The sequence below is a fragment of the Ruegeria sp. BF8 genome, assembly GCF_056538625.1.
In genome coordinates this window covers 48540-73330 of the sequence record NZ_JBQFTL010000001.1, presented here as the reverse complement: position 1 = coordinate 73330, position 24791 = coordinate 48540, and the positions used below count along the sequence as shown (strand labels likewise).

27 protein-coding genes and 2 tRNA genes are annotated in these 24791 nt (G+C 59.7%); 5 read left to right on the top strand and 24 right to left on the bottom strand.

What is annotated here, in order from left to right:
* The gene (locus ACR0LD_RS00370; protein WP_480635215.1) at positions 1-2088 is read left to right on the top strand and encodes an AIPR family protein; all 2088 of its coding nucleotides are present in this window, start codon (positions 1-3) and stop codon (positions 2086-2088) included.
* Positions 2089-2110: 22 nt separating this feature from the next.
* Here the strand turns inward: ACR0LD_RS00370 and ACR0LD_RS00365 are convergent, their stop codons facing one another.
* The gene (locus tag ACR0LD_RS00365) at positions 2111-3667 is read right to left on the bottom strand and encodes a DNA cytosine methyltransferase (RefSeq protein WP_480635213.1); all 1557 of its coding nucleotides are present in this window, start codon (positions 3665-3667) and stop codon (positions 2111-2113) included.
* 67 nt (positions 3668-3734) lie between these two features.
* On the opposite strand from ACR0LD_RS00365, the gene ACR0LD_RS00360 reads away from it, so the two are divergent.
* Together ACR0LD_RS00360 and ACR0LD_RS00355 are read left to right on the top strand one after the other, a co-directional pair.
* Positions 3735-4178, top strand: coding sequence for a very short patch repair endonuclease (locus tag ACR0LD_RS00360; RefSeq protein ID WP_480635211.1), 444 nt, complete (start codon positions 3735-3737; stop codon positions 4176-4178).
* 116 nt (positions 4179-4294) lie between these two features.
* A complete protein-coding gene (locus ACR0LD_RS00355; RefSeq protein ID WP_480635210.1) occupies positions 4295-5221 on the top strand; it encodes an HNH endonuclease in 927 nt (308 codons plus the stop codon).
* A 585-nt stretch (positions 5222-5806) separates the two neighbouring features.
* On the opposite strand, the gene ACR0LD_RS00350 is transcribed toward ACR0LD_RS00355, so the two are convergent.
* From ACR0LD_RS00350 to ACR0LD_RS00305, 10 genes are all read right to left on the bottom strand, one after another.
* A complete protein-coding gene (locus tag ACR0LD_RS00350) occupies positions 5807-7813 on the bottom strand; it encodes a Hint domain-containing homing endonuclease (RefSeq protein WP_480635208.1) in 2007 nt (668 codons plus the stop codon).
* Between the two features lie 119 nt (positions 7814-7932).
* Entirely contained in the window at positions 7933-8139 is a 207-nt protein-coding gene (locus tag ACR0LD_RS00345; RefSeq protein WP_480635206.1) for a helix-turn-helix transcriptional regulator, read from the bottom strand.
* Positions 8140-8236: 97 nt separating this feature from the next.
* On the bottom strand, positions 8237-8815 hold the full coding sequence (locus ACR0LD_RS00340) for a hypothetical protein (protein WP_480635205.1): 579 nt from the start codon (positions 8813-8815) through the stop codon (positions 8237-8239).
* Entirely contained in the window at positions 8802-10016 is a 1215-nt protein-coding gene (locus ACR0LD_RS00335) for a tyrosine-type recombinase/integrase (protein ID WP_480635204.1), read from the bottom strand. Before ACR0LD_RS00335 ends, ACR0LD_RS00340 begins: the two co-directional genes overlap by 14 nt.
* 150 nt (positions 10017-10166) lie before the next feature.
* Positions 10167-10241 (bottom strand) — tRNA-Phe (locus ACR0LD_RS00330).
* 79 nt (positions 10242-10320) lie between these two features.
* The gene (locus tag ACR0LD_RS00325; protein ID WP_170337460.1) at positions 10321-10503 is read right to left on the bottom strand and encodes a DNA gyrase inhibitor YacG; all 183 of its coding nucleotides are present in this window, start codon (positions 10501-10503) and stop codon (positions 10321-10323) included.
* The gene (locus tag ACR0LD_RS00320) at positions 10500-11522 is read right to left on the bottom strand and encodes a ribonuclease E/G (RefSeq protein ID WP_480635203.1); all 1023 of its coding nucleotides are present in this window, start codon (positions 11520-11522) and stop codon (positions 10500-10502) included. The genes ACR0LD_RS00325 and ACR0LD_RS00320 overlap by 4 nt, the downstream gene beginning before the upstream one ends.
* Positions 11519-12097 carry a Maf family protein gene (locus ACR0LD_RS00315; protein ID WP_170337458.1) on the bottom strand — a complete coding sequence of 193 codons (579 nt, stop codon included), beginning with the start codon at positions 12095-12097 and terminating at the stop codon, positions 11519-11521. The genes ACR0LD_RS00320 and ACR0LD_RS00315 overlap by 4 nt, the downstream gene beginning before the upstream one ends.
* A gap of 11 nt (positions 12098-12108) precedes the next feature.
* Positions 12109-12327, bottom strand: a complete 219-nt coding sequence (gene infA / locus ACR0LD_RS00310) for a translation initiation factor IF-1 (RefSeq protein ID WP_005978431.1) — start codon at positions 12325-12327, stop codon at positions 12109-12111.
* A gap of 87 nt (positions 12328-12414) precedes the next feature.
* Positions 12415-13290, bottom strand: coding sequence for a carbon-nitrogen hydrolase family protein (locus ACR0LD_RS00305; RefSeq protein WP_480635201.1), 876 nt, complete (start codon positions 13288-13290; stop codon positions 12415-12417).
* 195 nt (positions 13291-13485) lie between these two features.
* On the opposite strand from ACR0LD_RS00305, the gene ACR0LD_RS00300 reads away from it, so the two are divergent.
* Positions 13486-14661, top strand: a complete 1176-nt coding sequence (locus ACR0LD_RS00300) for a S41 family peptidase (protein WP_480635199.1) — start codon at positions 13486-13488, stop codon at positions 14659-14661.
* Between the two features lie 55 nt (positions 14662-14716).
* Here ACR0LD_RS00300 and ACR0LD_RS00295 read toward each other — a convergent pair whose 3' ends face one another.
* The 9 genes from ACR0LD_RS00295 to ACR0LD_RS00255 all read right to left on the bottom strand — a co-directional run bounded on the left by ACR0LD_RS00295 (position 14717) and on the right by ACR0LD_RS00255 (position 20520).
* Positions 14717-15310: a GNAT family N-acetyltransferase gene (locus tag ACR0LD_RS00295; RefSeq protein ID WP_480635198.1), complete on the bottom strand. Its 594-nt coding sequence runs from the start codon at positions 15308-15310 to the stop codon at positions 14717-14719.
* A complete protein-coding gene (locus ACR0LD_RS00290) occupies positions 15303-15701 on the bottom strand; it encodes a ketosteroid isomerase-related protein (protein WP_170443646.1) in 399 nt (132 codons plus the stop codon). The genes ACR0LD_RS00295 and ACR0LD_RS00290 overlap by 8 nt, the downstream gene beginning before the upstream one ends.
* Positions 15698-16156, bottom strand: a complete 459-nt coding sequence (locus ACR0LD_RS00285) for an arsenate-mycothiol transferase ArsC (protein ID WP_170358064.1) — start codon at positions 16154-16156, stop codon at positions 15698-15700. The genes ACR0LD_RS00290 and ACR0LD_RS00285 overlap by 4 nt, the downstream gene beginning before the upstream one ends.
* A 3-nt stretch (positions 16157-16159) precedes the next feature.
* On the bottom strand, positions 16160-16639 hold the full coding sequence (locus ACR0LD_RS00280) for a UPF0262 family protein (RefSeq protein ID WP_093962859.1): 480 nt from the start codon (positions 16637-16639) through the stop codon (positions 16160-16162).
* 94 nt (positions 16640-16733) lie between these two features.
* A complete protein-coding gene (hisD, locus tag ACR0LD_RS00275; RefSeq protein ID WP_480635195.1) occupies positions 16734-18035 on the bottom strand; it encodes a histidinol dehydrogenase in 1302 nt (433 codons plus the stop codon).
* A gap of 58 nt (positions 18036-18093) precedes the next feature.
* Positions 18094-18615 (bottom strand): GNAT family N-acetyltransferase, encoded by a 522-nt coding sequence (locus ACR0LD_RS00270; protein WP_480635193.1) that lies wholly within the window; start codon positions 18613-18615, stop codon positions 18094-18096.
* Between the two features lies 1 nt (position 18616).
* Positions 18617-19093 (bottom strand): DUF2948 family protein, encoded by a 477-nt coding sequence (locus tag ACR0LD_RS00265; RefSeq protein WP_170362799.1) that lies wholly within the window; start codon positions 19091-19093, stop codon positions 18617-18619.
* On the bottom strand, positions 19093-20358 hold the full coding sequence (murA, locus tag ACR0LD_RS00260; RefSeq protein ID WP_480635191.1) for a UDP-N-acetylglucosamine 1-carboxyvinyltransferase: 1266 nt from the start codon (positions 20356-20358) through the stop codon (positions 19093-19095). Before murA ends, ACR0LD_RS00265 begins: the two co-directional genes overlap by 1 nt.
* 6 nt (positions 20359-20364) lie before the next feature.
* Positions 20365-20520, bottom strand: coding sequence for a hypothetical protein (locus ACR0LD_RS00255; protein ID WP_170337448.1), 156 nt, complete (start codon positions 20518-20520; stop codon positions 20365-20367).
* Between the two features lie 83 nt (positions 20521-20603).
* Here ACR0LD_RS00255 and ACR0LD_RS00250 point away from each other — a divergent pair.
* Positions 20604-20678 (top strand) — tRNA-Thr (locus tag ACR0LD_RS00250).
* 274 nt (positions 20679-20952) lie between these two features.
* Here ACR0LD_RS00250 and ACR0LD_RS00245 read toward each other — a convergent pair.
* The 4 genes from ACR0LD_RS00245 to ACR0LD_RS00230 are packed head-to-tail and all read right to left on the bottom strand — an operon-like array spanning position 20953 to position 24788.
* Positions 20953-21198 (bottom strand): MoaD/ThiS family protein, encoded by a 246-nt coding sequence (locus tag ACR0LD_RS00245; RefSeq protein WP_040633350.1) that lies wholly within the window; start codon positions 21196-21198, stop codon positions 20953-20955.
* Entirely contained in the window at positions 21191-23446 is a 2256-nt protein-coding gene (locus ACR0LD_RS00240) for a xanthine dehydrogenase family protein molybdopterin-binding subunit (RefSeq protein WP_480635188.1), read from the bottom strand. The genes ACR0LD_RS00245 and ACR0LD_RS00240 overlap by 8 nt, the downstream gene beginning before the upstream one ends.
* Positions 23446-23925, bottom strand: coding sequence for a (2Fe-2S)-binding protein (locus tag ACR0LD_RS00235; protein ID WP_170366720.1), 480 nt, complete (start codon positions 23923-23925; stop codon positions 23446-23448). The genes ACR0LD_RS00240 and ACR0LD_RS00235 overlap by 1 nt, the downstream gene beginning before the upstream one ends.
* Complete coding sequence (locus ACR0LD_RS00230) at positions 23922-24788, bottom strand: FAD binding domain-containing protein (RefSeq protein WP_170453053.1); 867 nt, start codon at positions 24786-24788, stop codon at positions 23922-23924. The genes ACR0LD_RS00235 and ACR0LD_RS00230 overlap by 4 nt, the downstream gene beginning before the upstream one ends.
* Positions 24789-24791 lie beyond the last annotated feature (3 nt).

Sequence of the window (24791 nt, the reverse complement as noted above, 5' to 3'; positions counted from 1 at the left end):
ATGTCGTCGACTGATATCGATATCGCTACTTTCCGCAGCAGCCTCCTCGCTGAAATAAATGAAGCGAGAACCGGCGGCTCGGCAGCTGTGCCTGATTTCTCAGAGAATATTTTTGCAGATATCTGCACCAACTGGCTTTCTGAAGTAGCCGTCACCGAGAATCCGGAAGTCTGTCACTTCGAGCGCAGCTTCGGTACTACAACCGCCCGATCGAACGGATATGCCGTTAGTGATGACGAAACCATCATCGATGTCTTCGTCGCTTGCTTCAGCGGGAGCGAGCATATCGGATCCATCCCGCCTGAAGATGTCAGGCGAGCCAGCCGACAGGCCCGTATCTTTCTTGAGAAGGCGAGGGGCGACTTGCTCAACTCACTGGACCCTGCTGCGGCAGATTACGGGATGGTGGAAAGAGTCAGGCAAACACGAGGAATAGCCGAAAAGTACAGGATTTTCATTCTCACTGATTCAAGGTGTTCGCTTACCGCGATCGAAGCTAGTGAAATTGATGGAATCGCGCTGTCTTTCGAAGTCATTGACATCGAGAGGCTCTACCGCCTCGTCCAAGCCGGTCTGCCGCGGGACGAGATACTTGTTGATTTTACAGACTATGTGCAGGACGGTCTAAGTTGCCTTCATGCTCCCGAGATATCTGCTGACTATGACGCCTATCTTGCGCTGGTTCCGGGCGAGATACTCCACCAACTCTACGACCGATACGGTCCACGCTTACTGGAAAAAAATGTACGTTCTTTCCTGCAGGCGAGGGGAAAGGTGAATAGAGGAATACGCGATACGCTTCGCTCGCGGCCCGATAGGTTCCTCGCATACAACAATGGTATCGTTGCTACTGTTGACGAAATCGAGGTTCGACATGATCACGATACAGGCGCGCGCCACATTACACGAGTTCGGGGATTACAGATAGTGAATGGTGGTCAAACTACTGCATCGATCCACCGGGCAAGGCGCGACGACAAAGTAGACCTTTCTTCCGTTTATGTACCAGCAAAGATTTCATTGATCGATGCAAGCAAGATCGACGAGATCGTGCCAGCCATTTCGCTATACGCGAATTCCCAGAACAACATCCAAATGGCGGACTTCTCCGCCAACGATCCGTACCACGTCGAGATATCAAGGCTGTCATCGCAGGTATGGTGCCCTGGCGAGCAGACGCGCTGGTTTTACGAACGCACGCGCGGTGAGTATGAGGTCGAAAAATCGCGTACGGCCAAAACGCCTGCTCAAGTACGACGCTTCAACGAGAGGACCCCGCGACAAAGGAAGTTCGATAAGGTTGAGCTTGCAAAGTTTTTGCTGTCTTGGGATCAGAGACCAGACAAGGTCAGCTTAGGGGGGCAAAAATGCTTTGCTTGGTTCATGCAGGATCTCTCCGAAACGCACGCAAAGGGTTGGTTGCCGGACGAGTCCTATTATCGGCGTACCATAGCGAAGGCTATTCTGTACAAGCAGGCGGTCAGCATTACTCGCAAGGAGGCCTTCCCGGCCTATCGCGCTCAAGTTGCGACCTATGTCGTTGCCTATCTTTCGCACAGGACCGGAAGGCAAATAGACCTTGAACGCATATGGAGGGCACAGGAAATTTCAGATGAACTTGTCCAGCTGATGCGAGTATGGTCTTATGAAATTCGCGATGCAATCGTCGATACAGCCAACGGAAAAAACGTTACCGAGTGGTGTAAAAAGTCTGATTGCTGGAAAGCCATTAGGGCGCTTCAGTTAGAGCTGCCTAGCTCGCTCCCGCGCGAAGTCGGCAGCGTCGAAACGAGGTCTGATCAAGTCAGGAACGCCGATTCTGATCTGACGCCAGCGGAACTAGATGCCATGCACAGATGTCAAGGGGTTTCAGCTCAGGACTGGATTGCTATCAGTCAATGGGGCGCTGAAACAGGTCACCTCAAGGACTGGCAATCGGGCATCGCGGCCACGCTTGGCGGCTACGCAGCGCGTGACTGGATCAAGGCCCCTTCGCCAAAGCAAGCTAAGCGAGGTGTGGAGATACTACAGATTGCAGAGGCTGAGGGTGCGCCGTTGGGCAATAGTGGCGCCGCCGAACAGGTTTAGCAGAGTTTTTCCGAGCCTCACTTTAATGAGTCTGCTTCCTCTTGTTCCCTACAAGAAGTTCAAGAAGCAGAAAAGCAATCTGTCGCGCTAAATAGGGCGGCACGGCGTTCCCTACTTGGACATACTGTTGTGTCCGGTTCCCGAGAAAAAAGTAGTCATCTGGGAATGTCTGCAGCCGTGCTGCCTCGCGCACGGTTAAGCTGCGGCATTGTATTGGATCAGGATGGATGAAGTAATGCCCATCCTTTGAAATATGGCTGGTTACTGTGGTCGCTGCCGCGTCGGCCAGTTGCACGCGAAACCGGTCATTAAAAACACCGCTATGCCAGTTTCGGTGATCCGGGCTGAGCGCGAGCGGAAAATCGGCAGACTTGGGGCTGAAGCCGCGCACTGCTCCGAACACAGCGGCGAACAAATACCGTCCAAGATCCGAGGGCATGTGCCCGCGCGTTTCGTGCTGGGCAAGAGAGCGTAGTTCTGGCCGTTCAAGCCAGCCAAGCAATTCATCGTTTGAAGTGCCGTAGGCATCCGGCAGGCATGACGCCGATCGGCGGCTAGGCGCCTCATATTTCATTCGCTTTGCAACGGATGAGAATTCCTCCCGAAGTGGAGCGTTCTCTTCTCCCTTGTGCGTTTTGACCAGTAGTTTCGCCGCTTTCACAATCTCATCTCGCCAAACCAATGAATCGTCTCGACCACGACTAATGCCGCTGCGTAGTTCGGGCATCGTCGCGATCACGTCGCTGACCGTTCGCATCATGCCCGGGATGGCATGCTCGGCGCGTGCATTCTTAGCGGCAACGTCGGACCGGATGCCGACGATGATTACTCTATGGCGTCGCTGAGGAATGCCGAATTCTTCGGCTCGAACTATGAAATCAGACGGTCGCGCTGCTTCTTGCAAACAGGCTTTTCCATCTTCCACCCGGACCGCCCGCAGACTGTACTGATGACCTTGGCCCGTTCCAAGCGAAGAAAGGTCCTCCATCAACATCTCGAAGACCAGGCGGCTTTCTACCGTTGAGGACAGCATGCCCTTGACGTTTTCCATTACAAAAGCGGCGGGGCGAAGTTTGTCCAGCACGCGAATGTACTCTCGGAAAAGGTAGTGCCGCTCATCTTCTTCAGGAACATAACCGATCTTACCCTTCGCTCGGGCACGTCCCACGAGGGAATAAGCTTGACAAGGCGGTCCGCCGATCAGGATCGTATCGTCATATTTTTTGCGTAGCTTCTCGATGGCATCATCAATCGCCGTCGCGGCTGCTTCAGTGCCGAGTTCGAGTGCACGAGCCTCATCAGTGGCAAGCTGCCACGCTTTGGCGTCGACAGCTGACCAATCCGGCTCAGGGATGTTTCCTGCATGGAAGTCTATGAACTGATCGGGCAAGGCGCCATGCCGCGCTTTGTATTCACGTAGGAAAGCGCGCAGCGTTAGGGTGCGATGGGCCGATGCTTCTTTCTCGACCGAGATGCCGATCCGGAACGGTGTGTGTCCATCTTCCACGAGGGAGGCAAAACCCTCGCCAAGTCCACCAGGACCAGCGAAAAGATCTACAATACCGAAAGTGGCTGACAAACTAAGCTCCTAACCAACTTCATTCAGTCGGTGTATACCAGGTTCCAGAACGAAGACCAGGGCGCATGTGACCGATATTGTAGATAAAAAAACTCGCTCCCGGATGATGGCCGGGATTAAAGGGAAAGATACGAAGCCCGAACTGGTTCTTCGCAGAGCACTTCATGCGCGCGGGTTCCGCTATCGACTGCATGCCAAGAACCTACCCGGGCGCCCTGATCTCGTGTTTCCAAAGCATCAAGCAATCGTCTTCGTACATGGCTGCTTCTGGCATCGCCACGAGGGATGCCGATACACAAGCACTCCAGCGACTCGTCCAGAGTTCTGGAAAGCGAAATTCGATACGAACGTAGAACGGGATCGGGAGGTTCAAAACATGCTCTTTACTGCAGGATGGCGGGTGGCAATAGTTTGGGAATGCGCGCTCCGGAAACCTGAGGAAATCAAAAAAGCTGCGGATACACTGTCTGAATGGCTTTTAAGTATCGAAGGCAAAGTCAGTATCGGTTGAGGGGAAAGCAACGTTAAGCCTGTGAAGGAGTGCCTAAGAATTTGGAAACTCAGTTCTTTTGTGTAGTTTGATTGGTGACAGTTTCGGGTTGTCTTAAGTTTGGAGGGCCAATGTGAATGGCGAATTTTCTTTTACCGAAGGACGAGAAAGGTCGTGAGCTAGACGCAAAATTCGCGCTTGAAAAAACAAATGATGGTTTCGCTTTGACTGTCGAGTCTCGGGGTGGGTCGGATCACGGACCCAACCGTAGCCGCAATAAGGAATACGCAACTGGAATGCGTATGCATCTAATGCGCATGGCGGAAAACAAGATGACTCTTCTTGAGATCCAAGTCGCCAGTGCGAAGGCGCTAAACCTACCAGAATCTGATCGCGTGGTCGTACCAAGTGGTTATGCACTACCTCTTCAGATGAACAAAGTGAGCGACTTCGAGCGATTGAGGTTGGCCATCGGACGGGAATCTGCCGCGTTTCAAAACACATCCAAGTCCACCGGCAACAACACAAAGAAGATGCGTTTGATCGTTGGCTGGCCGAATGCAGCAGCCATGTCGCAGCAAGAGTTGGAGAAAATCTTCACTGGCCAAGCGGGCCTGTTCAATTGGACTGAGCAACCGACCGGCGACGAAGAAGAACTCCGAAGGCGAGTACACAGAGCACGCCGTGAGGCGCGGATGAAACGCGGCTCGATTTTTGAAACGCCGAAGGGTCAGAAGAAGGTCAAAAAGATTAGCGGCGCTTCAAACCGATTTGTTCGCGACCCGAACGTGATTGCTTGGATCTTGGAAGAGGCTGGCCGAACATGTGAAGCATGCGGTCAGAATGCGCCATTCGAGCGTGAAGACGGCGACCCATATCTAGAAGTTCACCATGTTCGGCCACTTTCAGAGGGTGGGCCTGACACGATCGACAATGCCCTCGCTTGTTGCCCCAACTGTCACCGCGAACTACATTTTGGCCGGCAACGTCATCAATTGAGATCGGACGTCGTCCGCCGTATCAATAGGCTCCGGGATTGGCCCGCGAAACAACGCTTGCCTTGATCTTTGTAACGTTGCCAAGGCATTTGAAGTTTGAGCTTTCTCGCTTAAACAACAGTTCGTCACTCTTATGCATCAGGATGAGTAAGCATTGCTGAGAAGAACTCAGCGCGACGTGCTTGGTCTTTTGAGGTTGCTTACTCCTGCTGAGGTTTGTCTTCAAAATGTTGCAGAGATGTTGCGGAAAACAAAAGCCGCCCCTAGGGGCAGCTTGTTAATCTGTTATTATGTAATAGAGATTTCGGCTCCGGCGGCAGGGATCGAACCTACGACCAACAGATTAACAGTCAAGAAGTTGAGGCGCGCAGCGTTCACGCCAACGGGTGAGCAGCCAGACCCGCAATGCTTCAGTCTCATGCTCTCTACGGGAAACCTGTGCAGCGCCGGTTATTGGTCTAAGGCCTGAGCTGATGGGACATTCCACTGAGGCGACACATCTACTCCAACATCAAAATTACACTATCGAAGATCACGACTAGTGAAATTAAATGTTTAAAAACAATTACTTAAATATATAGCAGCTGAGATGCAGCCGAGCACTATCTCAGCCGCACCTCGAAGGTTTTGCAGCGGGTTGCAATGTTGGGGCTATCCGCACCCTAAGCAACTCGTCACCAAGAAATCGTCGGTAATGTACCGTTGAGACCCGCATTCCAGCGTAAAACCGAACACAGCAGCCTCTCCCACTCGCTCAACCTCAAACCTCGAATTGCGCGGGTTTTTCCATGCCATGACGCGAGTTTCGCGCCGCTTGTGCTCTAAAAAGGTCGGGATAATGTGTTCCGCAGTCGAATAGTGCACAATGTAGCTTTTGTAAGGTTCACCTTTGTAGCGGGTAGTCTTGTCCCGCACCTGCGCGGTGCCGCCAACCGAGTAGACCAGTTTTCGGAAACCCTCGGCCAACTCCTTATTCGTCGAGGAAAAGGCCTCAAAGGTCCCGTCCGTATCAACCAGCCCCGCGAGCAGAGCCAAACGCTGCTGAAGGCTACCATGGTGATACTGGTCAGGGATGAACTTGGTGTGGCTGTTTTTACGGACCAATCCCAGTTCTCGCAGCCCCTCTTTGACCGGGCCGTCCGGGATGTAAATGCGGCTGGAGTTGCGGTCCGGCAGCAGGCTCGGCAGCCCCCAACCGTGAATATTTGCGAGAAAGTTGAGAAGGGGATACGGAGAGACGATGGATGCACTGTAGCCAGTCGAGTATCCAAGATCGAGATCGAACCCGCCACGGTAATCCAATTCCGTCAGACACCCGTCACCGAGGATGACGCCCAGAGTGTAAGGGTCCACCGGAAATTCACGCTCCGGCAAGTCATACGCCGGAGTGGTGTAAACCTTCGCCTTCGAGCGCCAGTCTTTGCCACGCGCCATGAAGTCGCAAAGCGGTATGTCCTTGGCACTGGTGACGCGCTTGCGGACCTTTTGCGACGACCCAGGGCGGTCCATCACCCAAAGAGCCAAACGGTGGCCGTTCGAGCAAAGGTAGGATTTACGCCCGGAACGACCCGTCGTCGAGACTTTATAAATCGGTGCGGATGTGCTTTCACGGGTGTGCACCACGATTACAGGGAGAACCGATCCGTCCGTCTGAGGAGACAGAACGGCGTCGCCGATAGCCACGTCTTCGATCCGTTTCCATCCCCCATCAGCCATAAGAACTTTTGAACCGGAAGGCTGGCACCCATTCTGCCCGGTGCCCGGCGGTCCGAACAGGCCAACGCCTTTCGGGGCCTCGATGCCGAAATTGCGGGCCTCTTCGGTGAAGCAACTGCGACGGTCGGCCACCCACTCTTTCAGGTTTTCCAGACCACCCACCTGATCCATTCCCGTGGTCGGCATGACTTCCAGAACCTCGGAGCGTTTGACCACTTCGGTCTTCACCTTCATCACCTCTTCGATCACCTTGGCAATCGGCACGTTCGGCAGATGCTGGCGGTAGGTCACGATGGCCCGACTGACTGCGGTCTCGAACTCCTGCTGCGACATGCCCATGCCTGCGGCCACGATCCCGGCCCGACCGTCCTCGTCGATTTTCGGGGCCTTGGCACCAAAGCTGTTTTCGATGAGGTAGTCGAGGCTGGCCCGCAACTCGGCGTAGCTGGGCGCATCGAAATCCAGCACCACGATCTCTTCCGAGATTTCAGGCGGCAGCGACGTGCCGAGCGGTGCGATCAGGACCAGACGCCGCTTGCCCTCGGAGAACATGCGGACATATTCCTTGAGCATGAAGATCATCGGAATACGTGCGGCTTGGTTCTTGTCCATCCAGAAGTGTGGCAGCATCATCGTATAGAAGCCGTTGGCAAAACCGTCGCCCCCGCCATCGCCGATGCCACCCACTTTCGCCAATGCGCCAACGGGTGATTTCTCGCCGTCCTGCTGCGGTGCGGCCAACGGGTTCGCGCGGTCGTATTTCTCCCAGCCAAAGAGCGGGGTCCAGTTGGCGAAACTCATGTTGTCGCGGCTGAAAGCATAGGCTTTGATGGCTTCGATGGCGCGGTGCGGCTCACGGGTGCGGCACAGGATCACGCCGACTGCGGCAGCGTCCAGCGTGCGCAACTTTTCGTTGAATACGTCTGCGTGATGCGTTTGCACCTGCGGGTGGTTATTGTGATCGCTTTCATTGGGTCGCGTCCTATTTCAAAGGATTGGAATTGCAACCCGCTGCAACGAAGCGCGACTGGCACCTCCCATTGCAACGGGTTGCAACCAGTTTAGCTGATGCCGTTTTCAATCAGGCGTTCGATATCTTCGGCTCGCCAGACGGTGATGCGGGGGCCGAATTTGACAGGTTTAGGAAAGCGCCCGCTCTTAACACCCTCCCACCAAGTGGACTTGCGAACAGGGATGGGGCCTTCTGGCTCAATGATCTCACGCAGGCGCAAGAGACGTTTGAAAGGCCGGGGTTTGTCGGTTTTCACTGGACTTCTCCAATCTGTTTCAGATGGAGGCGGTCTAATTCGGTCCGATGTGCACAAACCTGAACTCAGGCTTTAGCTACCTGAATTCAGGTGGATTTCAGCTTTTTCCATCGCGATCGAGTAGTATGTCTTTCTCAACTTGACCCAACTCCAACCAAGTCTCTTTCAAGAACTTTCGTACCGTACCCTCGTCAACCGGAATACCTTTTCGAACAGTGACATCCGAAATCTGTCGGGCAGCGCCGGAACGCATGTCAGGTTTGTAGTCGAACTTGTCCACGGCCACCGCTATAAGGATCTTCTTCAGGCTATTCAGTTCCTTGGTTGTCGCGTTTGATGGACGTTCGCGGGGCGCCTCGGCCCTTTCTCTTTGTTCCACTGCCTCTGCCAATCGCCCAGGTAGTTGGACACCAGCACGCGAAAGCAAGTCCTTGGCCTTTTGAGGGCTAGGTCGCCTCGATTGTTCAGTGCCGTCAAAATACACGTCTAGGACGTCCTGAACTTCCTGAACCAGCGATCTTTGTTCCTCGGACAGCTCAGGCGTCACGCCTTTGCGCATGACCCTTTTGGGATCGTACCCCAGTGCCAGCCAGCAAATTTCATCAATGCTCCAGCCAGGAGCATCTGCCCACATTTCGACCCTGATCGCGAAATCTACTGGACTACTCTTGCGCAAATGACCCCTCCGTTGCAGCCCGTTGCAATTTTTCCAGTTTGTCGGCCCACCATTGCGCCATCTCGACCCGTTCTTCCCAGAATGCCGCGCGGTTGTAGGCCCGCCTAACCTCGTTGCTATCCACGTGGGCCAATGCGCGTTCGATAGCGTCCGGGTTCCACTTGCCGCTTTCATTTGCAAGGGTTGAAAACGTGGCTCGAAACCCATGCGCGGTCATTTCCTCTTTTGGGTAGCCCATCATGTGCAGCGCCTTGTTGAACGTATTCTCGCTCAATGGATCAATGCGACGTCTCTGAGAAGGCAGCACCATTCCCTCTGGATGTGAAATACACTGAAGTTCGCAAAGTATTTCGATTGCCTGAGCTGGCAGAGGGGCAACATGAGGCTGGCGCATTTTCATCCTATGTGCCGGAATAGTCCACTTCCCCGCCCTCAAGTCGAATTCGTCCCACGTCGCAAACCTGAGTTCACCCGGGCGGACATGTAGTAACGCGAGCAAACGAAGACCAAGAGCGACCACACGGTACCCCGAGTAGCTTTCAATAGAGCACAGCAACTCGCCCAGCCGTTCTGGGTTGGTTATCGCGGAGCGAGACCGTGGCCTCTTCTGTGCGAGCGCACCTTTCAGGGGAATGGTTGGGTCGTTTTCAGTGAGCCCACAGGCGATGGCGTATCGAAAAACCTCGCCGATTGTTGTCCGCAAGCGACTGGCAGTTTCCAAGTTACCGGCCTTTTCCTGCTTCTTGAGAACGGCCAACACGTCGCTTGGGGTGATCTCCATGACGGAGAGGTTTCCAAGGTCCTTGTTGGCCATTTCGATCAGCCAAGTTTTTTTCTTCAATGTCTGCTCGGCTCTTCCTTCGGCGCGGTTTTTCTCCAGAAGCTCTTCAGCAAGGATATCAAATCGGCCTCGTTGTGCCCGCTCAGAGGCCAACTTCCTCTCCTTCTTGACGATCATCGGATCAATGCCGTCTATCAGGAATTTGCGATCCCGATCTCGCTTTTCTCTCGCTTCCTTGAGTGAAATCAGGGGGTAAGGCCCATATGACATCACTTTCTGCTTGCCTAGGAAGCGATAATGGAGATGCCAGTGCTTCGATCCGTTCGGTTTTACCAGGATATACAGGCCATGTGCATCGGAGCGCTTATACGCCCTTTCTGAAGGTTGCATATTTTTCAGTGCGATATCCGTCAAGGGCATCACAAAATCCACCAAATTGATCACACCTATTATACCAACACTTTTGTTGGATGGAATTGGACAAATGCGGAACAATGCAGACTCACAAAAGTGGAAAATTTTGCAAAAACAGACACATCACACAATCTTGGAAAAACTTGGAGGTTGGTATGGTGCCCGGGGGCGGAATCGAACCACCGACACGAGGATTTTCAATCCACTGCTCTACCCCTGAGCTACCCGGGCACGGGAACGGCGTTTGCCGTTGGGTGCAGGCCTTCTATGACTTGCCAAACGCGGTGTCCAGAGGCTTTTTCAGATTTTTTCAGTGCGGGCGATCCTTGATTTCGACGGCATCCTGAATCTCATCATCAAGGTCATCCTCGCGCTGCGACGGAACCGCATAGGAGCCGTTCAGCCACTTGGCCAGATCGATATCGGCGCAGCGTTTCGAGCAAAACGGACGAAACTGTTTGACCGTATCTTCTCCGCAGATCGGGCAGCTCATCTCAGGACCTCCGACAATGGGATACGGCCGCGTTTTCGCTGCAATTCGAAATGCCCCAGCGGCGTCCAGCCGGCGAGGATCGTTTCTTCGCTGTCAGCCCTGAAGGCAGCGCGGAGTGCGGATTCGAATCCGCGCCGGTCTTTTTTGGGCATCGGCGCAAGGTCGAGCGTGATCTGCCCGCCCAGCCCGCGCACGCGCAGGGCGCGCGGCAGTTCCTTGGCGCAGGCGAAATTGGCCTTTGTTCCCGCAGCCAGCGAGCCATCCGAACCAGTGTTCACATCCACGGCCACCAACGCCCGGGTGGGTTCGATATACATATGCGCCCCACCCGCCAAAGGATGGGATGCGCCACGTGCGGCGTCCAGCGCCTCGAGCACGCCATGGTCCGCGAACCCGCCCGCCTGGGTCGAGACCTCGGCCGGCTCCACCCATTCGCGCCAGGCGAGAACATGCGGTCCGTCGCCCTCGGACAGCGTTTCCGGTGCGTCTCCGGTGTCGTACACGACCTGCTCGGCCAGCGCCCGCATGGCGGCGATGTCTTCGGCAATTTCATCGGCATCCGCGCCCCAGCAACCGGAGCGCAGGATCAGACCGAAGGGGCTGCCGTCCATCTGCTCATGGGCAATCACCAGCAGCCGGTCGCGCTCATCATCATCGCGGATCGAGCGGGAGATGTTCAGCCCGGGCGCGTCCGGCGTGACGATGGCATAGCGGCTTTTGAACAGGATGCGGTTCGTCACTGGCAAGGCTTTGCCCGGTTCGGCATAACCCGTGACCTGCACCAGCAGCATCTCACCCTGCGCCAACCCTTTGACCTGCCGAAGGAAAGCCGGACCATCCGGCGTTGTCAGGAACATCCCGCCCTGCCCTTTGATCGCCCGCTCGGCCCGGGCCCGGTAGATGGTTCCGGGGGCGGGCGCATCGGCAGCGATCAGGAAATCATCCAGTTTGCCATCCACCATCAGGGCCGCGGCTTCTCGGCCTTGAATGTGATCCAGAATGATCGTTCGACCTTTCATGATGCCTCGCGATACAGGGGGTAACCGATGCCTTGCAACAGTCCTGCGGTTTCAGACAAGGGCAGCCCGACGATACCGGTGAACGAGCCCGAGATCCAAGGAATGAAGGCGCCCGCGGGCCCTTGGATGGCATAGGCACCGGCTTTGCCCTGCCAATCGCCGGTAGCGAGATAGGCGTTGATTTCCACGTCCGAAAGTCGCTTGACCTTGACCTGGCTGACCACGTCACGCTGCAACATCCGATCGCCGCGACGCACCGCGACCGAGGTGATCACACGGTGGCGACGTCCTGAAAGGGCATGCAGAAATTCGGCTGCCTGTCCCGCACCCTCGGGCTTGCCCAATATGCGTCGACCCAGCGCAACCGTCGTGTCGGCGCACAGGACGATATCGTCCGGGGCCGCCTTCACGGCATGCACCTTCTCGCGGGCAATGCGCGCGCAATACGGCAGCGGAAGCTCGCCCCTTTGGGGGTCTTCGTCAATGTCAGGGGCAGAAATGGCGTCGGGCTGCACGCCAAGCTGAGCCAGCAGGTCCAGCCGTCTGGGGCTGCCCGATCCTAGAATGAACGCCATTGCGGCAGGCGTTACTTGAAGCGGTAGTTGATCCGACCCTTGGTCAGATCATAGGGGGTCATCTCGACCTGAACCTTGTCGCCGGCCAGAACACGGATGCGGTTTTTGCGCATCTTGCCTGCCGTATGTGCGATGATCTCATGGCCGTTTTCCAGCTCGACCCGAAACGTCGCATTAGGCAGGAGTTCCTTCACGACACCGGGAAATTCGAGCGTATCTTCCTTGGCCATGTTGTCTCCATCTTTGCGTTGCCCTGCAGAATCCGCAGGTGGCGCTTAAATGAGCCTATTTCGGCCTTATTTCAAGGGTGGAATCACTTAAAGACGCGACATTGTGACCGATTCGACTCGGGGCGTCTGCTCGGTCCAGTGGGATCGGTTCAGGACATGGCCATCCGCCCGAACCTCGGCGATCGCCGACAGATCGACGTCTGCGTAGGTCCAGCCGGGCTGGTTGAGCACGCCTTCCGAGAGCACGCCGGTTTGTGGAAAGCCCTTGTCCGGCGGGCCGAAAACGCCTCCGGTCCCAGTGTTCGCGTCTACGGACTGGGACCATTCATTGTTACCCACCAGCGACGCCATGACCGTAACGCATTGATTCTCCAACGCACGCGCCATCACGCCGATACGAACCCGCCAATAGCCCGACAGGGCCTCGGTGCAGGACGGCACAAGGATCACGTCGGCCTCTGACAGGGCACGGCCCAGCAGGGGAAACTCGCTGTCATAGCAGATCAGAACGCCGATCCGACCCAGCGCCGTCTCGAAGATCTTCAACGGTCCGCCCGGTGCGATGTCCCAATCTTCGCGCTCGAACCGGGTCATGATCTGCTTGTCCTGATGATCCTGCGCGCCTGAGGGGGCGTAGAATTCGGCGCGGTTCACCGGGCGAACTGGGCCGGCCTGAACCGGGGCGGACGCACCCAGAATGTACACACTGTATTCGGCCGAGAGGCGCCGATGCAGGATTTGTACATCTTCCATCCGCTCGGACACCGCCCGGATCGAGCGTTCGAGATCCCCCGCAACCTCGGCCCCGGCCAGCGTCGAAAGCTCCATCGCGCCGTACTCGGGAAACACCAGCAGTTCAGCCCCCTGCAACGCGGCCTGCGAAACCCAAGCGTCCAGCTTGTCTTCGTACTGCGCCCAGCTGTCGAGCCAGTCGAGATTATAGGCGGCGGTGGCGATTTTCATGATGCGGGTTCCAATGCTGTTCTTGCGAAAAAGTAAATAGCTGTTGTTGCCCGGTGTACAGGCCAATCGGGCTGTGCGCTGCAACAGAAACTTTTGGCTCGATGCTTAGCCTTTCAAAGCAAGGGTCCGGGCCGGGAGAGCGCCGGACCCGCACCCGATCTGGACATTGCCGATCGTCCATGCGCACGGTGACCCATGTCGCTGATCGATGACCTCGAGCTCATTCTGGAGACTGTCCTGCCAAACGACCCCAGCTTTCGGCGGATCGAAAGGGCGGCGATAGACAGCTGTGTCAGCGACAGTCGGCGATACGCACTTGAGGGCTCGGTCGAAGCATTTCTGCTGTCGGCGATGCGCCTTCTGGCACTTCCCAACAACGGGCACACAAGGCTGATCCCGAATGATGCAATCTCGGTGTTGCCTCTGCGGTTCGTAAGCCTGGGGCGTTCCGTCCAAGTCCTTAGGTCGGCATCGGGGGTGATCGCCAAACAAGGCAAGCTGCTTACAGTCAATGGCGCTGCTGTAAGCGAAATCGAGGCGGCGGCGGACAAATTTCTGGCGGGAACGCGCCAGAGGAAACGGGTCATCGGTCCGATTATTCTGGCTTGGCCGCACGCGTTGGAACGGTTGGGATTTTCGTCCGACGGCGGTACGACCGAGTACCATGTGCAGGACGAAAACGGGCAGACAACCAATCTGAAAGTAGCAAATGGAAACACCGTTCCTGCGTCGACGCTCTACCCAAGAAACGAGCACGGCAAACCCGATCCAGCATGGGAACCCGAGAGCTTTGTGGAGATTGAGGATTGGCAGGCACTTGGGCTTTCAATTCAACTGCCGAGTTTCTTTGACCCGGGCAGAGATGCGCTGCGCAAAGCCATATCCGAGGCAGCGGATCGCGTGCGCGCTTGCTCTGACAAAACACTCTTTATTGACGTTCGCGGAAACACCGGCGGTGATTTTCTTCTGACGATGCCTTTGATCGACGCAATCGCGCAAAGCGCAAGTCAGCGGGTCGTCGTACTTGTCGATAAATTCACGTTCTCCGCCGCGATCGTGTTTGTCGCCATCCTCAAGCATCGCTTGGGTGACAGGCTCAAACTCATCGGGGAAGAAATGGGAGACGGACTGACGTTCTTTGCCGAAGGTGGGTTGCTTGACTTGCCAGCGAGCGGAGCGGTCGTTCGATACTCCTCCGCCTTTCACGATTGGAGGACGGGAACGTCTGACGAAACGACACCGCCCGAAATCGCGCGGCAAATCGTGCCCGTGGGAGAATTGAACCTGGATCGGGAATGTGTCGCAGGACCATTGGGCGCTGGAGCACGAGGAGCGTTCTATCGACGGATCCTCGAAGATTTTCGCGGCTAGACGAACGGCTGTCGGCGCGCGTGCCAGCGGGCACACACAACGCGTTGCGGCGGGTTCACAAATCCCTGATCCAGAACTGCAACGGTTTGAGCGTTTCCGAGTCCTCGCCCAGGTCCTTCCACGAAAATCGGGCGATCACGCCGGGCAGGGGCGCATAGCCCCGCGCGCGCCAGAACGGGTCGAGCGGCCGATAGTCGGCCGGCCGCATCGGGTGGCCGGCCGGGCGCTGAACGCCGCAAAAGGCGCATTGGGCAAAGCCCAGCGCCCGCGCGTGCCCCTCGCGCAGGTCAAAGAACGCATGTCCGACGCCTTGTCCGCGATAGTCGGGCAGCAAAACGGATTCGGCGCAATAGAAGATCTGCGACAAGTCCAGCCCGGTGCCGTCGAAAGCGGCGGCGAAATCCTCGGCATGGTCGGCCAGCGGCGCGCCGGTCGCGGCCCCTACCAGCCGCTCGCCGTCAAAGGCGCCAACCACGATCGCCCGGTCGCTGTCGCGGTAGGATTGCAGGTATCCGCGCTCATAGTCCAGATCGCCGTCATAGAGATAGGGCCAGTCGCGGAACACCGCGATGCGCAGGCGCGCCACGTCGTCCAGCGCCGCCGACAGGGCCTCGCCGGTCAGGGCGCGGACGGCCGTGACCTCAGCCACCCGACACCTGTTTCACCCAGTCAGCCAGATTGTAATAAGTGGTCACGCGGGTGATCTTGCCGTCCTTGAGGTCAAAGAACGAGCCGGCGGGCAGGCGATAGGTTTGACCCGAGGCCACGGGCAGGCCGGCATCGGTTTCCAGATAGGTGCCGTTGACGATGTATTCGGCGGCCGCGCGGGTGCTGCCCTCGGCCTCGAAGATCACCATGTCGGTCAGGGTCTCGCGATAGCAGCGGTTCATATGCGCGCAGAATTCGGCGAATTTCTCTTTGCCGACGCGGATCTTGCCTTCGTTCACGTGATGGGCCACGTCGTCGGACAGGCAGGCCAGCATGCCGGCCACATCACCGGCGTTGAAGGCATCGAAATAGGCTTGGATGGTCTGGGTCATGCGATCTCCGTAGGTTCCCCCCAACGATCCTTCAGGTGTTTGATGATCTGATCGCGGGTCTGACGGTAGTGGTGTAGCTTTTCCTCGCGCGTTTCGCCCAGTCCGGTAGGGTCCATTATTGGCCAATAATCGACATCGAGGTGAAAAACCCGCGTCAGCTCCAGCGCTTTGCGCTGGCTGGCAGGCGACAGGGCCACGATCAGGTCGAATGATCCCAGGTCATCCCCCCATTCCTGCATCTCGTCGAACGACCGCGACCGGTGGCGTGACAGTTCCACGTCGATCTCCTGGCAGACGGCGATGCTGAACCCGTCGATTTCCAGGTCGTTGTGTACCCCGGCCGACTGCACATATGTGCCCGTGCCGTAGAATTTCTTCATGATGCCTTCAGCCATGGGCGAGCGCACCGCGTTGTGGTCGCAGCAGAACAGGACCGAATGCGGCAGAGGCTTCACCCGTCAGCCTCCGAAATGAAGCACGCAGATCAGCGTGAACAGGCGGCGGGCGGTGTCGGTGTCGATCTCAGCCTTGCCCTCGAGCCGTTCCTGCAGGACCCGGCTGCCTTCGTTGTGGATGCCGCGCCGGGCCATGTCGATGGTTTCGATCTGGCTGGGCGGCAGGGTCTTGACCGCATCGAAATAGCTTTCGCAGATCTGGAAGTAGTCCTTGACCACCTGCCGGAACGGACCCAGTGACAGATGGAACTCGGCGGCTTTCTGGCTGTCTTCGGTGGTGACGTCGAACACCAGCCGCTTGTCGCGGATCGACAGTTGCACGTGATAGGGGCCGTCGGGCACCAGCCGGTCGTCACGTTTGGGCAGGGCAAACGAATTTTCCTCGAGCAGGTCATAGATCGCAACCTTGCGCTCCTGCTCGATCTCGGGCGTCGGCGGTGGCAGGTTTCGATCGTCCAGTTCGATATGCGAAATGCGGGTCATGGTCATCGACTTCCGTTCAGGTCAGGCCAGACCTAGCGCACCTATGCCCGCGGGACAACGCGGGAAACGGGCCAGACGCAAGGTCAGATGGCCGTCAACCGTTCAGCCGCTTGAGCCGAGCACCCACGGATAGCCCGTGCGCCTCCAGGCTTTCCGACCGCGCCAGCTGCTCGGCCGCCGGGCCGATGGCGCGCAGAGCCTCGGGGGTCATGTGGCTGAGCGTGGTGCGTTTGAGGAAATCCATCACGCTGAGCCCCGACGAAAACCGGGCCGAGCGTGCGGTGGGCAGAACATGGTTCGGCCCGCCGACATAGTCGCCGATGGCCTCGGGCGTGTACTGGCCCAGAAAGATCGCGCCGGCATGGATGGTCTTGCGGCTCAGCGCCGCCGGATCGGCCACGCACAGTTCCAGGTGTTCCGGAGCGATGCGGTTCGACAGCGCAGCGGCCTCGTTCAAGTCGCGCACGGTGATCACCGCACCATAGTCGCGCCAGCTCGCTCCGGCGATCGCGCGTCGTTCGAGCGTCTCCAGCCGTTTTTCCACCGCCTCGGCCACCGCGCGGCCGAAACCGGCGTCATCGGTGATCAGGATCGACTGGGCGCTTTCGTCATGTTCGGCCTGGCTGAGCAGGTCCAGCGCGATCCAGTCGGGGTCGTTGTCCTTGTCCGCGATCACCAGAATTTCGGAGGGGCCGGCGATCATGTCGATGCCCACCTTGCCGAACACCCGTCGTTTGGCCGCCGCCACGAAGGCGTTGCCGGGCCCGGTGATCTTGTCCACCGGCGCGATGGTTTCCGTGCCATAGGCCAGCGCCGCAATCGCCTGCGCGCCGCCGATACGATAGATCTCGTCGACGCCCGACAGGCGCGCGGCCAGCAGCACCAGCGGGTTGACCTGCCCGTCCGGCGTGGGCACCGCGATGGCCAGCCGTTCGACACCGGCCACTTTGGCCGGAATGACATTCATCAGCACAGACGACGGATAGGAAGCCAGCCCGCCGGGAACGTAAAGCCCCGCGGCAGAGACCGCCGACCAGCGCCAGCCCAGCGTGGCGCCCGCCTCGTCGGTCCATTCCTGATCCTGCGGCATCTGGCGCTCGTGATAGGTGCGGATGCGCGCGGCGGCCAGTTCCAGCGCCGCGCGGTCATCGTCGCTGACGGTCGCGATGGCCTGCGTCACCTCGGCGGCGCTGAAGGCCAGCGTGTCCGGCGTCAGCTGCAACCGGTCGAATTTCGCCGTCAACTCGATCACCGCAGCATCGCCGCGCGACCGCACGTCGGCGATGATCTGCGCCACGACGGCGTCGACATCGGGGCTGTCTTCGCGTTTGGCGGACAGAAGGGCTTGGAAACCGGTTTCGAAATCGGCGGATGTCGTGTCGAGGAAAACGGGCATTTGCGTACTCCGGGGCGTTTGAACGGGTCTTATCGCCCGCCGGGGCGGGCCTCAACCCTCAGCCCGGGGGGTGCAGCGATTTGCGCAGGGGGAATTGGGGCATACCGTTCCAGTCCGCGGGCTCCCCTGCAGCGACCCAGCCATACCGGCGATAGAAGCCCAACGCGGTCCGGGTGGACATTAAATGGGCCACGGGGGCCCCTGATGTGGCCAGTTCGGCCTCGAGCCGGGACAGCAACGCGGCACCGACCCCCTGCCCTGCGTGGCCCGGATCGACATAAAGCAGCGAAATCTCGGCCGGTGCGCGCAGCCCACCGACGGCGGCCACATTTCCGTTCCGCTCGGCCAGCCAGATCTGGGTGCTGGAGATGATCCAGTTGCGAACGGACTGCGGGTCCTTGTTGGCTGTCCATGCCGCGATCTTGTCTGGTTGATTTCCGTGGTCGGCCTCACACAGCCAGGTGACGGAGCGTACCAGAACCTGACTCAACCCGAACACGTCGAACACGGTGGCCCGGCGCAGCGACACGCCGGCCTGCCCCGGAGACAGCGCCTGCGAAATGCCACGCTTGTTCTGCATGTCAGTCCGGGTGCCGAGGCGCCTTGCCCGAAGGCGCACGATAGGGGCGCGTCACATCCTTGAGCGTTGCATCAACCGCTTCCACCGTCAGTCGGATCGCGCCATCCCCGGCCAGCACAAGCAGCACCTCGCCCGTGCCATCATCCGAAGGGTGGAACTCGATATCAAGAACCGAGAGGATCAGGTCCTTGTCGGATCGATTAACCCCTTGGCTGGACACCGACAGGACCGAGTCGAATACCAGCAGCGACTGCACCCGCTCGAATTCCCGACCACGGCGCTCGGCTGCTTCCTTGTCCTCCCACCGGAACCGGTTGAGCAGCAAGGCAAAGCGGCGGCGGGTTGGTTGCCAGGTCATTTCGCTGACCGGAAAAACCGCATCCTGCGTCAGCGTTGCGATCACCTTGAGGTCCTCGGCATCCAATGCGCCAAGGTTCAGCGGCGCCTCGCGCCCGTCTTCGAATGTTGCGTCTGCCATCAGCCCTTGATCCGTTCTATTTTCGCGCCCACGCCTTCCAGCTTGCGGACCACATGCTCATATCCGCGGTCCAGATGATAGACCCGGCTGACGGTTGTTTCGCCCTCGGCCGCCAACCCGGCCAGGATCAGCGAGACCGAGGCCCGCAGATCGGTGGCCATGACTGGCGCACCCTTAAGACGCTCGACCCCGGTCACCGTCGCGGTGCCGCCATGCACCTCGATCTGCGCGCCCATGCGCACCAGTTCAGGGGCGTGCATGAAGCGGTTCTCGAAAATCCGCTCCTCCAGCACCGAGGTTCCCTCGGCCGTGCACATCAGCGCCATCATTTGCGCCTGCAGATCGGTAGGAAAGCCCGGGAACGGCTCGGTCACCACGTCCACGGCGCGCACCCGGCCATTCTTGCGAGAGACCTTCAGACCCTTTTTCGTCTCGGCGACATCCACCCCGGCGGCCGTCAGCTTCTCGACGAAGGATTCGACCAGTGACAGGCGGCCGCCCAGCAGTTCGACCTCACCGCCGCAAACGGCGGGGGCCAGCATGTAGGTACCCAGCTCGATCCGATCGGTGACCACCTGGTGCGTGGCCCCGTGCAGGCGGTCGACACCCTGGATCTCAATGGTCGAGGTGCCCTCGCCGTCAATCTGCGCGCCCATGCTGCGCAGGCATTGAACCAGATCCACGATCTCGGGCTCGCGTGCGGCGTTTTTCAGAACCGTGGTGCCCTTGGCCAGCGTCGCGGCCATGACGATGTTCTCGGTGGCACCCACTGAGGCAAAGCGCATTTCATGCACCGCGCCCTTCAATCCACCTGGCGCCTTGGCGTGCAGGTAGCCGTCCTTCAACTCGATTTCGGCACCCAGTGCTTCCAGCCCCTCGACATGCAGGTCCATCGGCCGCGCCCCGATGGCACAGCCGCCCGGCAGCGAAACCACGGCCTGCCCGAAACGCGCCAATAGCGGCCCCAGAACAAGGTTCGAGGCCCGCATTTTGCGCACGATCTCGTAATCGGCCGTGTGACTGGTCAGATCATGGCTGGACATCGCCAGAACCTGCCCGTCCTGCAGGTCCGACACCTCGGCCCCCAGCGACTGCAGCAGCGCGGTCATAGTCTTGATGTCACTCAGACGCGGCGCGTTGGTCAGCGTCAGCGGATCTTCGCTGAGCAACGTGGCCGGCATCAGCGTCAGACAGGCATTCTTGGCCCCCGCGATCGGAATTTGGCCGTGAAGCGGCCCGTTGCCCGTTACCAGAATCGAATCCATCTGCTCTTAGTCCTTGTGCTGTCCCGGCCGGTCATCCTGTGCGCTGCGCGCCTTGGCCTGCGCCTTGCGCCGCGCCAGGTTTGCCTTGAGGGCAGCCTTGAGCCGATCTTCGCGCGCGGATCCGGATTGTCCGTGTTTTTTGGGTGATTTTTTCTCTGCCATGATCTTTCTCTACAGGAGGCGAAAAAAACCGTCCAGAGACCCTTGCGCCCCGTTTCGTTTGAGTCTAATCACCCGCCCACAGCGCTGCTGTAGCTCAGAGGTAGAGCACTCCCTTGGTAAGGGAGAGGTCGAGAGTTCAATTCTCTCCAGCAGCACCATCTTCCAGTTTTTACCCGGATTCCGCTGCACGACGCCTCGATATCTTTGCAGGCGCAACTTCCCCTACGTCAACCACGCATGGCCGGAAATCACACACATCTGACACCTTCCCGCAATACTAATGCCAATATTGCAATACATAGCGGATCAATCCTGCCGATCCGTTTGATGGTGTTTTTTTAACGAGGGGGTACTTCGGTGGGACCAGGGGTGAGGCCGAAGCGCCGAATTCAAGACCGGGGCTTCCGGTCCTCCCCCGCCGATTTCACGGGGCTACCCGCCCCGCAACCTCTGCATCAGATAGACTTCGGCACCTTCGGGAATGGGTTCGGACAGACCCGCTGCAATGATCCGGCCATTGACGGCAACGGACACGCCCGCGTCGATCGGCGCCTGCAGTTGCGGATGAAGGCGCACCAGTTCGCGCAGCAGCTCGCCGGTTGTCGCAGCCTGAACCTGCACCACTTCCTGGCCCCCGGTCAGCGACCGGAGACCGGACCAGAGATGGACCTCAACCATTGCCCTTGAGGGCGGCCAGAATGCGCGGCGGCGACATCGGCAGTTGTCGCATCCGCACGCCCGCCGCGTTCGAGACCGCGTTCGCGATGGCTGCCAATGGCGGCACGATGCCGGTTTCACCCACGCCACGCACGCCGAACGGGTGGCCCGGGTTGGGCACCTCGACGATCACCGTGTCGATCATCGGCAGGTCGCTGGCCACAGGGATACGGTAGTCGAGGAACACCGGATTCTGCAGCCGGCCATCCTCGCCGTAGATGTATTCCTCGTTCAGCGCCCAGCCGATGCCCTGCGCCGCGCCGCCCTGGAACTGGCCCTCGACATAAGCCGGGTGGATCGCCTTGCCTGCGTCCTGGATGACCGTGTAGCGGGTGATCGAGGTCTTGCCGGTTTCGGGATCGACCTCGGCATCGACGATATGGGTGCCGAAGGACACGCCGGCGCCTTCGGGGGTCGCCTCGAAATGGCCCGAGATCGGCCCACCTGTGCGCCCCATGTCGGCGGTGATCTCGGCCAGCGGCAGCGGGTCGAAATCGCCCGCGTTGGGGCCGGACGGCACCACGCAGCCGTTTTCCCATTTCACCGCGTCCACGGGGATGCCCCATTTGGCCGCCGCGCGTTCGCACAGTTTCTCGACCGCGTGCTGCGCCGCCTTGATCGTGGCCAGACCGCTGGCATAGGTCACGCGCGAGCCGTGGCTGACGTCGTTGTAGCCCAGCGTGGCGGTGTCGGCGATGGTCACGCGGATGTTCTCGTACGGGATGCCCAGCACCTCGGCCGCCATCAGCGCCATCGACGCGCGCGAGCCGCCGATATCGGGCGTGCCGACCATCAGCTGCGCCGAGCCGTCCTCGGACAGGGCCAGCGACACCGAGGTCTCGCCCCCGTGGTTGAACCAGAACCCGCAGGCGACGCCCCGCCCCTGCCCCGGCTTCAGCGGCGCGGAATAATGCGGGTGGCCCTTGGCGGCCTCGAGCGTCTCGACCAGGCCGATCCGGTCATAGGTGGGGCCATAGCTGGCCTTGGTGCCCTCGCGCGCGGCGTTCTTCAGGCGAACCTCGATCGGGTCGAGGACCAGTTTCTTGCACAGTTCGTCGATGACCGATTCTACCGCAAACGCCCCCATCGGCGCGCCGGGCGCCCGATAGGCGGCCTGTTTCGGGCGGTTGGACATGACGTCATACCCCACCTGCCGCACATTGGTCAGGTTGTAGGGCGCAAAGGCGCACATCGCGGTCATGTCGCCCGGCGCACCCGGAAAGGCACCGCCTTGCAGGCGGAACACGCCCTGGGCGGCGGTGATGGTGCCGTCTTTCTTCATGCCGATCTTGACGTCCATCGAGGCCGAGGCCGTCGGCCCAGTGGCCCGCAGAACCTCGGACCGGGACATCACGATCTTGACCGGACGGTTGGCCTTGCGCGACAGCGCCAGCGCCACCGGTTCGATGAACACGGTGGTCTTGCCGCCGAACCCGCCGCCGATTTCCGATGCGGTCACGCGCAGCTGCGCGGTTTCGATCCCCAGCAATGCCGCGCAGGTTTTCTGCACGATCCAGTGGCCCTGGGTGCAGCACCATAGCTCGCCCTTGCCGTCAGCGCCCAGCGAGGCAAGGCAGGCGTGCGGTTCGATATAGCCCTGGTGGGTGGCCTCGGTGACGAAGTGATCCTCGATCACCAGATCGGCCTCGGCAAAACCCGCCTCGACATCGCCATGCCCGCTTTCGTGATAGCGCACGACGTTGGGGTGCATCCCCTCGGGCACCGAATAGTCGGCCGCGCCCTCGCGGATCACCGGAGCGTCGGGCGCCATCGCCTTGTCCACGTCGGTGACATGAGGCAGCACCTCGTATTCGACCTCGATCAGCTTGAGCGCATCCCGCGCCGCCAGCGCCGAGCTGGCCGCAACCGCCGCCACCGCGTGCCCGTCATAGAGCGCCTTTTCCCCGGCCATGACGTTTTCCAGAACGTTCCAGAACTCGCCCTCGAGCCCGGGCTTGAACGGGACATCGGCGAAATCGGCGCGGGTGACCACGGCTTTCACGTCCCGATGCGCCTCGGCCTTCGAGGTGTCGATCCGGACGATCCGCGCATGGGCGTAGGGCGAGCGCAGGATGGCGCCGAACAGCATGCCCGGCGCGGTCACGTCAGCCCCGAACCGGGCGCGGCCGGTGACCTTGTCCAACCCGTCGGGACGGTTCGGGCGGGTGCCCACGAAGGTGAAACGCGACTTGCGATCGTCGAGTGCCATTACGAAGCCTCCCGCAGCTCGGCGGCCGTCTCCAGAACGGCGCGGATGATCTTGTCATAACCCGTGCAGCGGCACAGGTTGCCGGCCAGCCAATAGCGGGCCTCTTCCTCGGTCGGGTCGGGGTTCTTTTCCAGCAGCGCCTTGGCGGCGACCAGAACGCCCGGTGTGCAGACCCCGCATTGCAGCGCGGCATGGTCGATGAACTTGCGCTGCAAGGGGTGCAGGGTTTCGTCCCGGGCCATGCCTTCGATGGTTTCGATCTGCTTGCCCTCGGCCTCAACCCCCAGCACCAGGCAGGAACAGACGAGCCGCCCGTCCAGCGTGACCGAGCAGGCGCCGCAATCGCCGGTGCCGCAGCCTTCCTTGGCGCCGGTCAGGTTCAGCTTGTCGCGCAGACAGTCCAGTAGGGTTTCGCGCGCGTCGCACAGGTATTCGACCGTGTCGCCGTTGACGGTGGTGGTGACGTGATGCTTGGTCATGCGGTCTCTCCCTTGGCGCGGGCATAGGCGATTTTCGCGGCGCGTTTTGCCAGAACGCCGGCCACTTCGGTTCGAAATTCGATCGTGCCGCGCTTATCGTCGATGGGTTTGCAGGCCGCCGAGGCGGCGGCGGCCAGCGCCGCCAGCGCGGCATCGTCCAGCGTGGTGCCGATCAGCGCCCGGGTGCAGTCTTCGACCAGCAGGACGGTGGGCGCCACGGCCCCCAGCGCAACGCGGGCCTCGGTGATCGTGTCACCATCGACGCGCAGGTTCACGCCCACGCCGACCACGGCGATGTCCATCTCGGTGCGCGGAATGAAGCGCAGATAGGCGTCGCCGCCACTCGCGCCCCGCGCCGGGATGTGCAGAGCCGAGATCAGTTCGCCCTGCGCCAGCGAGGTCTTGCCGGGGCCGGTCGGGATGTCCTCGACCGCCACGACCCGATCGCCCGCGGGGCCGGTCACCGTCGCCGTAACCCCTGCGGCCACCATGGCCGGAACCGAGTCGGCTGCGGGCGAGCCGTTGCACAAGTTGCCCGTCAGCGTGGCACGGCCCTGAACCTGGGTCGAACCGATCAGGTCCATCGCCTCGACCACACCGGGCCACTCGCGGCCCAGTTGGGGATGTTCGCTCATCTCGGCGCCGGTGACGGCCACGCCCAGCGTCCAGCTGCCGTCGGCGTGGCGGGTGATGTCGCGCACCCCGTCGATGGCCTTGATGTCGATCAGGGTGTCGGGGGTCACGATCTCGGACCGCAGTTGCACCAGAACGTCGGTGCCGCCGGCCAGAAACCGCGTGATGCCCGTAGCATGGGCAGCCAGATCCGAAGCTTCGGCAAAGCTGGCGGGGCGGTGATATTGCATGAT